Source organism: Pseudomonas guangdongensis (assembly GCF_900105885.1).
Taxonomy (GTDB): domain Bacteria; phylum Pseudomonadota; class Gammaproteobacteria; order Pseudomonadales; family Pseudomonadaceae; genus Geopseudomonas; species Geopseudomonas guangdongensis.
This window is the reverse complement of sequence record NZ_LT629780.1, coordinates 1,507,462-1,520,413: the sequence shown is the minus strand read 5'-3', so window position 1 is coordinate 1,520,413 and position 12,952 is coordinate 1,507,462. Positions and strand designations below refer to the sequence as shown.

Below are 12,952 nucleotides of genomic sequence, written 5' to 3'. Positions count from 1 at the left end.
CGGGAAAACCTGCGCGCAGGATAAGAGGCCGCCGCGCCGAGGAACAGCGCCGGCATGCCCGGTACTGGCCAGCGGCCCGCGCGGCCGGGGATAATCGGCGTTTTTGCGGAGGTGAGCATGCCACGACTGTGCGCCAGCCCGGAGCTGCCCGAGGGCAGCAGCCGCGGCTTCCAGATCGGCCGCCAGGCCCTGCTGCTGGTGCGCCGCGAGGGCCGCGTCTACGCCTATCGCAACCGCTGTCCGCACCGCGGCGTGGCGCTGGAATGGCAACCCGACCGCTTTCTCGACGACAGCGGCAGCCTGATCCGGTGCGCCCGCCACGGCGCGCTGTTCCTGATCGAGTCCGGGGAATGCGTCGCCGGCCCCTGCGCCGGCGAGTTCCTCGTCGCCCTGCCCTGCCGCGAGCAGGACGGCGCCATCTGGGTCGAGCTCTAGCCGCGCAGCGACAGCGCTAGGACACGACCTCCAGACGCCGCACCAGGCGCAGGCCCTGCGCCGACAGCTCGGCGCCGTAGGCCAGCACCTCGACCCCGGCGGCGCGCGCCTCGCGCAAGGTGCAGGCGTAGCCCGGGTCGATCTCCGCGGCGGCGCGCACCGCCTCGATGCCGGACAGGTTCACGCAGTACAGCTGCACCGCGCGCACCCCGCGCCGCGCCAGGGTGGCCAGCTCGCGCAGGTGCTTGCTGCCGCGCGCGCTGACCGCGTCGGGGAAGGCTGCCACGGCGCTGCCGTCGAAGCCCAGGGTCACGCTCTTGACCTCGACGAACGCCGGCCCCGCGGCGAAGTCGAGGCAGAAGTCGATGCGGCTGTTCTCCTCGCCGTAGCGCACCTCGCGGCGCAGGCGCTGGAAACCGGCCAGTTCGGCGATCGCCCCGGCGCGCAGCGCCTCCTCGACCAGCGGATTGGCCCGCGCGGTATTGATGCAGGCCAGCCGTCCGTGGGGCGTCTGCACCAGCTCCCAGGTGCCGGGCAGCTTGCGCTTGGGATCGTCGCAGCGGCTGAACCAGACCCGCGCGCCCTCGCTCATGCAGTGACGCATCGAGCCGGTGTTCGGGCAGTGGATGGTCAGCGTCTCGCCCGAGGCGGTCTCGACATCGGCGAAGAAACGCTTGTAGCGGCGCAGCAGGCGGCCCTCTTCCAGCGGCGGATCAAACTGCATCGGGACGCCAGCTGCGCAGGCCGCGGGCGATGCGCTCGACCGCCTGCTCCAGGCGCGGCAGGCTCTGGGTGTAGGCGAAACGCACATGGCGGCCGGCCTGGTGGCGGCCGAAGTCCAGCCCCGGGGTGATCGCCACATGCTCGGTCTCCAGCAGATGCTGGCACAGCGCGTAGGAATCGCCGCCGAACGCCGCGATGTCGGCGTACAGGTAAAAAGCGCCCTCGGGCTCCACGGCGATGCCGAAGCCCAGTTCGCGCAGCGCCGGCAGCAGGTAGTCGCGGCGCCGGGCGAACTCGGCGCGGCGCGCTTCGAGGATCGCCAGGGTCTCCTCCTCGAAGCAGGCCAGGGCGGCGTGCTGGGCGATGGTCGGCGCGCTGATGTAGAGGTTCTGCGCCAGTTTCTCCAGCTCCGGCACCGCCTTGTGCGGCGCCACCAGCCAGCCCAGGCGCCAGCCGGTCATGCCGAAGTACTTGGAGAAGCTGTTGAGCACGAAGGCCTCGTCGTCCACCTCCAGCACGCTGGGCGCCTCCAGGCCGTAGGTCAGGCCGTGGTAGATCTCGTCCACCACCAGATGGCCGCCGCGCGCGCGCAGCGCCGCCGACAGGCCGGCCAGCTCCTCGCGCGACAGCACGGTGCCGGTCGGGTTGGCCGGCGAGGCGAGCAGCGCGCCGACGCTGTCGCGGTCCCAGTGGCGCGCCACCAGTTCGGGGTTGAGCTGGTAGCGGCTCTCGGCGCCGACCGGCACCAGCTGCGCAGCGCCCTCCACCAGACGCAGGAAATGGCGGTTGCACGGGTAGCCCGGGTCGGCCAGCAGCCAGTGCTTGCCGGGATCGACCAGCAGCGCCGCGGCCAGCAGCAGCGCGCCGCTGCCGCCGGGCGTGATCAGGATCCGCGCCGGGTCGATGTCCACCCCGTAGCGCCGCGCGTAGAAGCCGGCCAGCGCCTCGCGCAGCGCCGGCAGGCCGCGCGCCGCGGTGTAGCGGGTGTGCCCGGCGGCCAGCGCGGCCTGCCCGGCGCGCACGATGGGCTCGGCGGTGGAGAAGTCCGGTTCGCCGATCTCCAGGTGGATGACGTCGTGCCCGGCCGCCTGCAGCTCGTTGGCACGCGCCAGCAGGGCCATGACGTGGAAGGGTTCGATGGCGCGACTGCGCGCACTGTAGGACGCCGGCATGCGTAGCTCCGTGATCAGGCAAAGGGCGATTCTAGCAACTGGCGCCGCGCCCAGGCGCGCGGAGGGCATGCACTGGCGCCCGCCGGGGCTTTCTGGTAGGTTCGCCCGCTTGCAACCGCAGGGCCGGCTAAAATGCCGCTGATGGACACAACCTGCGCACGGGATTAGCGAATGTGAGAGGCGGACATATCATGCCCACCAAGACCCAAGAAAAGAGCAGTCAACTGATCCGCAGCTTCGACCCCTATCGGGAAACCCCCGGCGAGGAGTACATGAGCGATGCGATGCGCGCTCATTTCGTCGGCATTCTCAACAACTGGAAGCAGGAGCTGATGGAGGAGGTCGACCGCACCGTGCATCACATGCAGGACGAGGCCGCCAACTTCCCCGACCCGGCCGACCGCGCCAGCCAGGAAGAGGAGTTCAGCCTGGAACTGCGCACCCGCGACCGCGAGCGCAAGCTGATCAAGAAGATCGACGAAACCCTGCAACTGATCGAAGACAACGATTACGGCTGGTGCGAATCCTGTGGCGTCGAGATCGGCATCCGCCGTCTGGAAGCCCGCCCCACCGCCACCCTGTGCATCGATTGCAAGACGCTGGCGGAAATCAAGGAAAAGCAGCTGGGTTCCTGACCCACCACGGGGCGCCACGGCGCCCCGTGTCGTTTCTGACGTCCCCTCCCGCCCCCGATTCCGCCGCGATGAGCCAGATTCCCGCCTACACCGGCCGCTTCGCCCCGACCCCCAGCGGCTACCTGCACTTCGGCTCGCTGGTCGCCGCCCTCGCCTCCTGGCTGGACGCCCGCGCCGTCGGCGGGCGCTGGCTGCTGCGCATGGAAGACCTCGATCCGCCGCGCGAGATGCCCGGCGCCCAGGACGCCATCCTGCGCAGCCTGGAAACCTACGGCCTGCACTGGGACGGCGCGGTCGAGCGGCAGAGCGCGCGCCACGACGCCTATGCCGCGGCGCTGGAGACCCTGCTGGAGCGCGGCCTGGCCTATCCCTGCAGCTGCTCGCGCAAGCAGCTCGCAGGCCACGACCTCTATCCCGGCACCTGCCGCGAGCTGCGGCGGCCGCGCCACGACGCGGCGATCCGCCTGCGCGTGCCGGACGCCGAGTACGCCTTCGTCGACCGGGTGCAGGGCCGCTTCGCCCAGAACCTCGCCCGCGAGGTCGGCGACTTCGTCATCCGCCGCCGCGACGGGCTGTACGCCTACCAGCTGGCGGTGGTGCTCGACGACGCCTGGCAGGGCGTCACCGACATCGTGCGCGGCGCCGACCTGCTCGACTCCACGCCGCGCCAACTGTACCTGCAGGAACTGCTCGGCCTGCCCCACCCGCGCTACCTGCACATCCCGCTGCTGCTGCAGCCCGACGGCCACAAGCTCGGCAAGTCCTACCGCTCGCCGCCGCTGCCCGCCGACCGCGCCCCGGCCCTGCTGGTGCGCGCCCTGCGCGCCCTCGGCCAGCAGCCGCCGGAAGCGCTGGCCGGCGAGCCGGTCGCCGGGGTGCTGGACTGGGGCGTGCGCCACTGGAACGTCGCCGCCATTGCCCGGTGCACCGGCCTGGACGAGGCGACGCTGCGCTGAACGCCGCAGCGGCCACGCTTCCAGCGGCACCGGCCCTCGGCTACCATCGTCCGCCACCCCGCACGCGAGACCTGCCATGTACATCTACCGGCTGGTACTGATCCTGGTGGTCGGGATCTACCTGTTCTCCCCGGCCATCATGGACTGGTGGATCGAACCCACCGGCGCCTGGTACCGGCCTTACATGCTCTGGCTGATCCTGATCGTCGTCACCTTCATCCTGCAGAGCCAGCGCGATGCCGACGAGCTTTAGCCCGACCCACCTGCTGCTGATCAGCACCTTCTACCTGCTGCTGCTGTTCGGCCTCGCCTGGCTGACCGAGCGCGGCCTGCTGCCGCGCGCGCTGGTGCGCCACCCGCTGACCTACACCCTGTCGCTGGGGGTGTACACCAGTGCCTGGGCGTTCTACGGCGCGGTGGGGCTGGCCTACCAGTACGGCTACGGCTTCCTGGCCATCTACCTGGGGCTGTCCGGCGCCTTCCTGCTCGCCCCGGTGCTGCTGCAGCCGGTCCTGCGCCTGACCCGCACCTACCAGCTGGCCTCGCTGGCCGACCTGTTCGCCTTCCGCTTCCGCAGCACCTGGGCCGGCGCGCTGACCACCCTGTTCATGCTGCTTGCCGTGCTGCCGCTGCTGGCCCTGCAGATCCAGTCGATCGCCGATACCGTCGCGCTCATCGGCCAGGAGCAGAACCACGAGCAGGTCGCCCTGGTGTTCTGCGTGCTGATCAGCCTGTTCACCATCCTGTTCGGCGCCCGGCGCATCGCCACCCGCGAGCGCCACGAGGGGCTGGTGATCGCCATCGCCTTCGAGTCGCTGGTCAAGCTCTGCGCGATGACCGCCATCGGCCTGTACGCGCTGTACGGCGTGTTCGACGGCCCGGCGGGCCTGGAACAGTGGCTGCTGCAGAACCAGACGGCGCTGGCCACCCTGCACACCCCGCTGCAGGAAGGCCCCTGGCGCACCCTGCTGCTGGTGTTCTTCGCCGCCGCCATCGTCATGCCGCACATGTTCCACATGGCCTTCACCGAGAACCTCAACCCGCGCAGCCTGATCAGCGCCAGCTGGGGCCTGCCGCTGTTCCTGCTGCTGATGAGCCTGGCGGTGCCGCCGATCCTCTGGGCCGGCCTCAAGCTCGGCGCCAGCACCAACCCCGAGTACTACACCCTGGGCATCGGCATGGCGGTGGAGCAGCCCTGGCTGATCTTCGCCGCCTACGTCGGCGGCCTGTCGGCGGCCAGCGGACTGGTCATCGTGGTCACCCTGGCGCTGTCGGGCATGGTCCTCAACCATCTGGTCCTGCCGCTCTACCAGCCGCCGGCCGAGGGCAACATCTACCGCTGGCTGAAGTGGACACGCCGGGCGCTGATCGTGGCGATCATCGCCGCCAGCTACGGCTTCTACCGGCTGATCGACGCCGGGCAGAACCTCTCCCACCTGGGCACCGTGTCCTTCGTCGCCACCCTGCAGTTCCTCCCCGGCGCGCTGTCGCTGCTCTACTGGCCGAGCGCCAACCGCCGCGGCTTCATCGCCGGCCTGCTGGCCGGCGCCAGCGTCTGGGTCCTGACCATGCTGCTGCCGCTGGTGGCCAAGGTGCCCGGCTTCTACCTGCCGCTGCTCGACCTGGTCTACGTGCTCGACGACACCAGCTGGCACCTGGCGGCCATCGCCTCGCTGACCGCCAACGTGCTGGTGTTCGCCCTGGTCTCGCTGCTCAGCGAGGCCAGCGCCGAGGAACAGAGCGCCGCCGAGGCCTGCGCGGTGGATAACCTGCGCCGCCCGCAGCGCCGCGAGCTGGTCGCCGGCTCGCCCCAGGAGTTCGCCGCCGAACTGGCCAAACCGCTCGGCGCGCGCACCGCCCAGCGCGAGGTGGAGCAGGCGCTGCGCGACCTCGACCTGCCCTTCGACGAGCAGCGCCCCTATGCCCTGCGCCGCCTGCGCGACCGCATCGAGGCCAACCTGTCCGGGCTGATGGGGCCGAGCGTGGCCCAGGACATCGTCGAGAACTTCCTGCCCTACAAGGTCGGCGGCGAAACCTACGTCACCGAGGACATCCACTTCATCGAGAGCCGTCTGGAGGACTACCAGTCGCGCCTCACCGGCCTGGCCGCCGAGCTGGACGCCCTGCGCCGCTACCATCGGCAGACCCTGCAGGAGCTGCCGATGGGCGTCTGCTCGCTGGCCAAGGACCAGGAAATCCTCATGTGGAACCGCGCCATGGAGGAACTCACCGGCATCGACGCGCATCTGGTGGTCGGCTCGCGACTGGGCAGCCTGGCCGAACCCTGGCGCGGCCTGCTGAGCCGCTTCGTCGACGCCGCCGACGAGCACCTACACAAGCAGAGCCTCGGCCTCGACGGCCAGACCCGCTGGCTCAACCTGCACAAGGCGGCCATCGACGAGCCGCTGGCGCCGGGCAACAGCGGCCTGGTGCTGCTGGTCGAGGACCACACCGAGACCCAGCTGCTGGAAGACCGCCTGGTGCACTCCGAGCGCCTGGCCTCGATCGGCCGGCTGGCCGCCGGGGTGGCCCACGAGATCGGTAACCCGGTCACCGGCATCGCCTGCCTGGCGCAGAACCTGCACGAGGAGCGCGAGGGCGACGCCGAGATCGTCGAGACCTGCGCGCAGATCATCGAGCAGACCAAGCGCATCACCCGCATCGTCCAGTCGCTGATGAGCTTCGCCCACGCCGGCGGCCGCCAGCAGGCCAGCGAGCCGGTCTGCCTGGCCGAAGTGGCCCGCGAGGCCATCGCCCTGCTGTCGCTCAACCGCGAGCACGACGTGCAGTACTTCAACCTCTGCGCCCCGCAGCACTGGGTCGAGGGCGACCCGCAGCGCCTCGCCCAGGTGCTGATCAACCTGCTGTCCAACGCCCGCGACGCCTCGCCCGCCGGCAGCGCGATCCGCGTGCGCAGCGAGGCCGGCGAGCACACCGTCGAACTGATCGTCGAGGACGAGGGCTCGGGGATTCCCAAGTCGATCGTCGACCGCCTGTTCGAGCCGTTCTTCACCACCAAGGACCCCGGCAAGGGCACCGGCCTGGGCCTGGCGCTGGTCTACTCGATCGTCGAGGAGCACTACGGCCAGATCACCATCGACAGCCCGGCCGACCCGCAAAAGCAGCGCGGCACGCGCATTCGGGTTACCCTGCCGCGCTATGCCGGCCCGACGGCCCACTAGCAATCCGTGAAGTCGACGGATACCGTCATCCCCGGGCAGCGCCCCGCGCCGCCCCTCCCCGCCGCACCGGCCCGTGCGGCGGCGACGGTTTCCGGGCGCTTCCGTGTACGTCGCGAGAGCTGAACAGACATGGCACACATCCTCATCGTCGAAGACGAAACCATCATCCGCTCGGCCCTGCGCCGCCTGCTGGAGCGCAACCAGTACCAGGTCAGCGAAGCCGGCTCGGTGCAGGAGGCCCGCGAGCGCTACAGCATTCCCAGCTTCGACCTGGTGATCAGCGACCTGCGCCTGCCCGGCGCGCCGGGCACCGAACTGATCGGCCTGGCCGGCGCCACTCCGGTGCTGATCATGACCAGCTATGCCAGCCTGCGCTCGGCGGTCGACTCGATGAAGCTCGGCGCCATCGACTACATCGCCAAGCCGTTCGACCACGACGAGATGCTGCAGGCGGTGGCGCGCATCCTGCGCGAGCGGCGCCCGGCGCAGGCCGCCGAGAACCCCGCCGTACAGGCTGCCGGGGCGCGTGCCGGGCAGGGCGCCGGCAGCGACGAGATCGGCATCATCGGCCGCTGCGCGGCCATGCAGGACCTGTTCGGCAAGATCCGCAAGGTGGCGCCCACCGACTCCACGGTGCTGATCCAGGGCGAGTCCGGCACCGGCAAGGAGCTGGTGGCGCGCGCCCTGCACAATCTCTCGCGGCGCGCCAAGGCGCCGCTGATCTCGGTGAACTGCGCGGCGATTCCGGAAACCCTGATCGAGTCGGAACTGTTCGGCCACGAGAAGGGCGCCTTCACCGGCGCCACCGCCGGGCGCGCCGGCCTGGTCGAGGCGGCCGACGGCGGCACCCTGTTCCTCGATGAGATCGGCGAGCTGCCGCTGGAGGCCCAGGCGCGCCTGCTGCGCGTGCTGCAGGAAGGCGAGATCCGCCGGGTCGGCTCGGTGCAGTCGCAGAAGGTCGACGTGCGCCTGATCGCCGCCACCCACCGCGACCTGAAGAGCCTGGCGCGCAACGGCCAGTTCCGCGAGGACCTCTATTACCGTCTGCACGTCATCTCCCTGCGCCTGCCGGCGCTGCGCGAGCGCGAGGACGACGTGCAGGACATCGCCCAGGTGTTCCTCGCCCGCCAGTGCGCGCGCATGGGCCGCGAGGCCCTGAGCTTCTCCGCCGAGGCGCTCAAGGCCATCGGCCACTACCACTGGCCGGGCAACGTGCGCGAGCTGGAGAACGCCATCGAGCGCGCGGTGATCCTCAGCGAGGGCTCGCAGATCCCTCTCGACCTCCTGGGCATCGACGTCGAACTGGACGAGGACTTCGCCCCCGCCCACGGCGAACACGCGCCGGCCGCCAGCAACGAGCCAGCCGAGGACCTGTCGCTGGAGGACTACTTCCAGCACTTCGTCCTCGAACACCAGGACCACATGACCGAGACCGAACTGGCCCGCAAGCTGGGCATCAGCCGCAAGTGCCTGTGGGAACGCCGCCAGCGCCTGGGCATCCCGCGCCGCAAGTCCGGGGCCGCGAGCGACACCTGAGGTGTTACCCACATCGGCGCCGCGTAACAGCAACCGGGTTCATCGGTAACGGGAACCCGGTTTTTTACGCCTGAGGGCCACCCTGAAAAACCCTCAAACCATTGATTTCAAAGGGTTTTCAAAAGTTGGCACAGGAACTGCACTAGTATTCGCACAACAAAAACAACAACGCCAAGACAACACAATAAAAACAACACGCAACGACTCCGACACAACAAAAACAACAGGGTGGAGGCGCAGCAAACTGATTCTTTTGGAGAGGATGTAGTCGACGGGAGCTTCCCGCAGCCGGACAGAGAACAATAAAACTGCCCCGAGGCAGCGTCCGATACCGGTTGACCGCAAGGTGCGGCACGATCAGCGTCCAAAGTAATCCGTTTGTTCTTGAGTCCCGACTTGGGACAGCCCCGGCCAACGCCGGAACGGGCAACCAACAACAACAACGGCCCGGCAGCACAAGAAGAACAAAGCACGATCTGATTTGAGGGGAGCTTCGGCTCCCCTTGTGCTTTGCGCACTTTGCACGCACGGCGCCGCGCCGCCTGCGCGTTCACCATCCCCGCCGGCCAGTGCTAGAATCCGTCCCCATTGCGCGGGGCTGCTCCCGCTCCCGCCCTATCCGGTACCCCTAGCCTCATGCTGAAAAAGCTGTTCCAGACCCTCCGTTCGCCCCTGCGCCGCGTGCGCCCGGTCCGCACCACGCCGCAGGTGCTCGCCGCCAGCCAGCATCCGCTGCGTCACGAGCAGATCAGCCGCAACGCGGTCGGCGTGGTCGACCGCCTGCAGAAGGCCGGCTACCAGGCCTATCTGGTCGGCGGCTGCGTGCGCGACCTGCTGCTGGGCATGACGCCCAAGGACTTCGACGTCGCCACCAGCGCCACCCCCGAGCAGGTGCGTGCCGAGTTCCGCAACGCCCGGGTGATCGGCCGGCGCTTCAAGCTGGTCCACGTCCACTTCGGCCGCGAGATCATCGAGGTGGCGACCTTCCGCGCCAACCACCCGCAGGGCGAGGACGACGAGGACAGCCACCTGGCCTCGCGCAACGAGAGCGGTCGCATCCTGCGCGACAACGTCTACGGCAGCCAGGAAGACGACGCCCAGCGCCGCGACTTCACCATCAACGCGCTGTACTACGACCCGACCAGCGAACGCATCCTCGACTATGCCCATGGCATGCACGACATCCGCAACCGCCTGGTGCGCCTGATCGGCGATCCCACCCAGCGCTATCAGGAAGACCCGGTGCGCATGCTGCGGGCGGTGCGCTTCGCCGCCAAGCTCGGCTTCGAGATCGACAAGCACAGCGCCGCGCCGATCCGTCCGCTGGCCCGTCTGCTCAACGACATTCCCGCCGCGCGACTGTTCGACGAAGTGCTCAAGCTGCTGCTCGGCGGCCAGGGCGAGCGCACCTTCGAGCTGCTCTGCCAGTACGACCTGTTCGCCCCGCTGTTCCCGGCCAGCGCCAAGGCACTCAAGGCCGACCCCGAATACGCCGGCACGCTGATCCGCCAGGCGCTGGCCAACACCGACGAACGCATCCGCCTGGGCAAGCCGGTGACTCCGGCCTTCCTGTTCGCCGCCCTGCTCTGGCCGGCCATTCCGGCCCGCGCCGCCGCCCTGCAGGCGCGCGGCATGCCGGCGATCCCGGCGCTGCAGGAGGCCGCCCACGACGTGATCGGCGAGCAGTGCCGGCGCACCGCCATTCCCAAACGCTTCACCCTGCCGCTGCGGGAGATCTGGGACATGCAGGAGCGCCTGCCGCGCCGCCAGGGCAAGCGCGCCGACCTGCTGCTGGAGAACCCGCGCTTCCGCGCCGGCTACGACTTCCTGCTGCTGCGCGAGAGCGCAGGCGAGGAAACCGGCGAACTGGGCCAGTGGTGGACCGACTACCAGGACGCCAGCGACAGCGAGCGCCGGGCGATGATCCGCGAGCTGGGCAACCAGGATGGCGCCAAGGCGCCGCGCAAGCGCCGGCGCAGCCCGCGCAAGCGGCGCAGCGAAGCGCCCGGCGCGCATGGCCAGGACTGAGCCGACGATGACGCCCGTTTACATCGGCCTGGGCAGCAACCTCGCCGAGCCGCGCCAGCAGCTCGAAGCGGCGCTGGCGGCCATCGCCCGCCTGCCCGGTTGCCGGCTGACGCGGGTTTCCTCCTTCTATGCCAGCGACCCGCTCGGCCCCGCCGACCAGCCCCGCTACGTCAATGCCGTGGCCGCCCTGGAGTGCAGCCTGGCGCCGCTGGCGCTGCTCGACGCGCTGCAGGCCATCGAGCAGGAACAGGGCCGGGTACGCAAGGCCGAGCGCTGGGGCCCGCGCACCCTCGACCTGGACATCCTGCTGTTCGGCGACCTGCAACTGGACGAGGAGCGCCTGCGCGTGCCCCACTACCATATGCACGCGCGCGCCTTCGTGCTCTATCCGCTGGCGGAGATCGCCGCCGACCTGCAGCTGCCCGATGGCCGGCCGCTGCAGGCGCTGCTCGCCGACTGCCCCTGCGTCGGCCTGGAGCGCCTGCCTCCGGCCACCGGCGCCGCGCCGCCAACGGGCAGCGCATAACCGGGCGCAATTGACTTCCACCCCCCCCATCGGGACTATAGGCAACCGTTTGCCCCGCGCCGCTTCTGGCTGGCGCCAACGAGGATATTTGTTCATGCCTGATGTCACGCTCACGACCCTGCAGGGTCTCAAGCAGCGCGGCGAGAAGATCGTCATGCTGACCAGCTACGACGCCACGTTCGCCGCCGCCTCCTGCGCGGCCGGCGTCGAGGTGCTGCTGGTCGGCGACTCGCTCGGCAACGTCCTGCAGGGCCATGACAGCACCCTGCCGGTCAGCGTGGCCGACATGGCCTATCACACTGCCTGCGTGAAGCGCGGCAACCGCGGTGCGCTGATCCTCGCCGACCTGCCGTTCATGGCCTATGCCACCCTCGGTCAGGCCCTGGACAACAGCGCGACGCTGATGCGCGCCGGCGCGCACATGGTCAAGCTCGAAGGCGGCGCCTGGCTGTGCGAGACCGTGCAGCGCCTGGCCGAAAACGGCATTCCGGCCTGCGTGCACCTGGGTCTGACGCCGCAGTCGGTCAACGTCTTCGGCGGCTACAAGGTGCAGGGCCGAGACGAGGCGCGCGCGCAGGCAATGCGCGAGGCCGCGCTGGCCCTGGAGCAGGCCGGCGCCGCCATGCTGCTGCTCGAATGCGTACCCAGCAGCCTGGCCGCCGAGATCACCCGCGCGGCCGGCATCCCGGTGATCGGCATCGGCGCAGGCGTCGACACCGACGGCCAGGTGCTGGTGCTCCACGACATGCTCGGCCTCAACCCGCGCCCGGCGAAATTCGTCAGGAACTTCATGCGCGGCCAGAGCGACATCCCGTCCGCCCTCGCCGCCTACACCCAGGCCGTCAAGCACGCTCAATTCCCGGCCCCCGAACACGGTTTCTCCGCATGATCACCGTCAAGACCGTCCGCGAGCTGCGCGCCGCGGTGGCCCGCGCCCGCAGCGAAGGCAAACGCATCGGCTTCGTGCCGACCATGGGCAACCTGCATGCCGGCCACGCCGCCCTGGTGACCAAGGCCGCCCAGCGCGCCGAATTCGTGGTCGCCAGCATCTTCGTCAACCCGCTGCAGTTCGGCGCCGGCGAGGATCTCGACACCTACCCGCGCACCCTGGCCGCCGATCAGGAACGCCTGCTGGCTGCCGGCTGCAACCTGCTGTTCGCCCCCGGCGTCGAGGAGATGTATCCCGACGGCATGGCCGGACAGACCCTGGTCTGCGTGCCGGGCGTCTCCGAAGGACTGTGCGGCGCCAGCCGCCCCGGCCATTTCGATGGCGTGGCCACCGTGGTGACCAAGCTGTTCCACATGGTCCAGCCGGACCTCGCGGTCTTCGGCGAGAAGGACTTCCAGCAGCTGGCGGTGATCCGCAAGCTGGTGCGCGACCTCGACCTGCCGGTGCAGATCATCGGCGAGCCGACCGTGCGCGACAGCGACGGCTTGGCCCTGTCCTCGCGCAACGGCTACCTGAACGACGCGCAGCGCCGCTGCGCCCCGGCGCTGTACCAGACCCTCGGCGCCCTGGCGGCCGAGCTGCGCAGCGGCCGCGACGACCACGGCGTCTTGATCGAGGACGGTCTGGCGCGACTGAGTGCCGCCGGCTTCGAGCCCGACTACCTGGAAATCCGCCATCCCCTCACCCTGCGTCCGGCCACCCGCGCCGAACGCCAGCTGGTGATCCTGGCCGCAGCCCGTCTCGGCACGACTCGGCTGATCGACAACCTGCTCGTGGATCTCGACGCCACGGCCTGACGAGGAACCCGCC

12 protein-coding genes are annotated in these 12,952 nt (G+C 69.9%); 10 read left to right on the top strand and 2 right to left on the bottom strand.

All coding sequences use genetic code 11. The features are described 5' to 3' along the window. The first annotated feature begins 117 nt into the window (after positions 1–117). Entirely contained in the window at positions 118–435 is a 318-nt protein-coding gene (locus tag BLU22_RS07335; RefSeq protein ID WP_090213281.1) for a Rieske (2Fe-2S) protein, read from the top strand. A gap of 16 nt (positions 436–451) precedes the next feature. Here the strand turns inward: BLU22_RS07335 and sfsA are convergent, their stop codons facing one another. After that, the gene (sfsA, locus tag BLU22_RS07330) at positions 452–1,159 is read right to left on the bottom strand and encodes a DNA/RNA nuclease SfsA (RefSeq protein WP_090213280.1); all 708 of its coding nucleotides are present in this window, start codon (positions 1,157–1,159) and stop codon (positions 452–454) included. Next, positions 1,149–2,330 (bottom strand): pyridoxal phosphate-dependent aminotransferase, encoded by a 1,182-nt coding sequence (locus tag BLU22_RS07325; protein ID WP_090213278.1) that lies wholly within the window; start codon positions 2,328–2,330, stop codon positions 1,149–1,151. The genes sfsA and BLU22_RS07325 overlap by 11 nt, the downstream gene beginning before the upstream one ends. Positions 2,331–2,521: 191 nt before the next feature. On the opposite strand from BLU22_RS07325, the gene dksA reads away from it, so the two are divergent. The 9 genes from dksA to panC all read left to right on the top strand — a co-directional run bounded on the left by dksA (position 2,522) and on the right by panC (position 12,939). Beyond that, complete coding sequence (gene dksA / locus BLU22_RS07320) at positions 2,522–2,965, top strand: RNA polymerase-binding protein DksA (protein WP_090213277.1); 444 nt, start codon at positions 2,522–2,524, stop codon at positions 2,963–2,965. A 68-nt stretch (positions 2,966–3,033) separates the two neighbouring features. Next, positions 3,034–3,921 carry a tRNA glutamyl-Q(34) synthetase GluQRS gene (gene gluQRS / locus BLU22_RS07315; RefSeq protein ID WP_090213275.1) on the top strand — a complete coding sequence of 296 codons (888 nt, stop codon included), beginning with the start codon at positions 3,034–3,036 and terminating at the stop codon, positions 3,919–3,921. Positions 3,922–3,997: 76 nt separating this feature from the next. After that, the gene (locus BLU22_RS07310; RefSeq protein ID WP_090213274.1) at positions 3,998–4,174 is read left to right on the top strand and encodes a hypothetical protein; all 177 of its coding nucleotides are present in this window, start codon (positions 3,998–4,000) and stop codon (positions 4,172–4,174) included. Then, positions 4,158–7,103: a sensor histidine kinase gene (locus BLU22_RS07305; RefSeq protein ID WP_090213272.1), complete on the top strand. Its 2,946-nt coding sequence runs from the start codon at positions 4,158–4,160 to the stop codon at positions 7,101–7,103. Before BLU22_RS07310 ends, BLU22_RS07305 begins: the two co-directional genes overlap by 17 nt. 129 nt (positions 7,104–7,232) lie before the next feature. Next, positions 7,233–8,639, top strand: coding sequence for a sigma-54-dependent transcriptional regulator (locus BLU22_RS07300; RefSeq protein WP_090213270.1), 1,407 nt, complete (start codon positions 7,233–7,235; stop codon positions 8,637–8,639). Between the two features lie 636 nt (positions 8,640–9,275). Next, complete coding sequence (locus BLU22_RS07295) at positions 9,276–10,667, top strand: polynucleotide adenylyltransferase PcnB (RefSeq protein ID WP_090213268.1); 1,392 nt, start codon at positions 9,276–9,278, stop codon at positions 10,665–10,667. 7 nt (positions 10,668–10,674) lie between these two features. Further along, positions 10,675–11,193 carry a 2-amino-4-hydroxy-6-hydroxymethyldihydropteridine diphosphokinase gene (gene folK / locus BLU22_RS07290; protein ID WP_090213266.1) on the top strand — a complete coding sequence of 173 codons (519 nt, stop codon included), beginning with the start codon at positions 10,675–10,677 and terminating at the stop codon, positions 11,191–11,193. Positions 11,194–11,287: 94 nt separating this feature from the next. Further along, a complete protein-coding gene (gene panB / locus BLU22_RS07285) occupies positions 11,288–12,082 on the top strand; it encodes a 3-methyl-2-oxobutanoate hydroxymethyltransferase (RefSeq protein ID WP_090213265.1) in 795 nt (264 codons plus the stop codon). Beyond that, positions 12,079–12,939 carry a pantoate--beta-alanine ligase gene (gene panC, locus BLU22_RS07280; protein ID WP_090213263.1) on the top strand — a complete coding sequence of 287 codons (861 nt, stop codon included), beginning with the start codon at positions 12,079–12,081 and terminating at the stop codon, positions 12,937–12,939. Before panB ends, panC begins: the two co-directional genes overlap by 4 nt. The last annotated feature ends 13 nt before the right edge of the window (positions 12,940–12,952 follow it).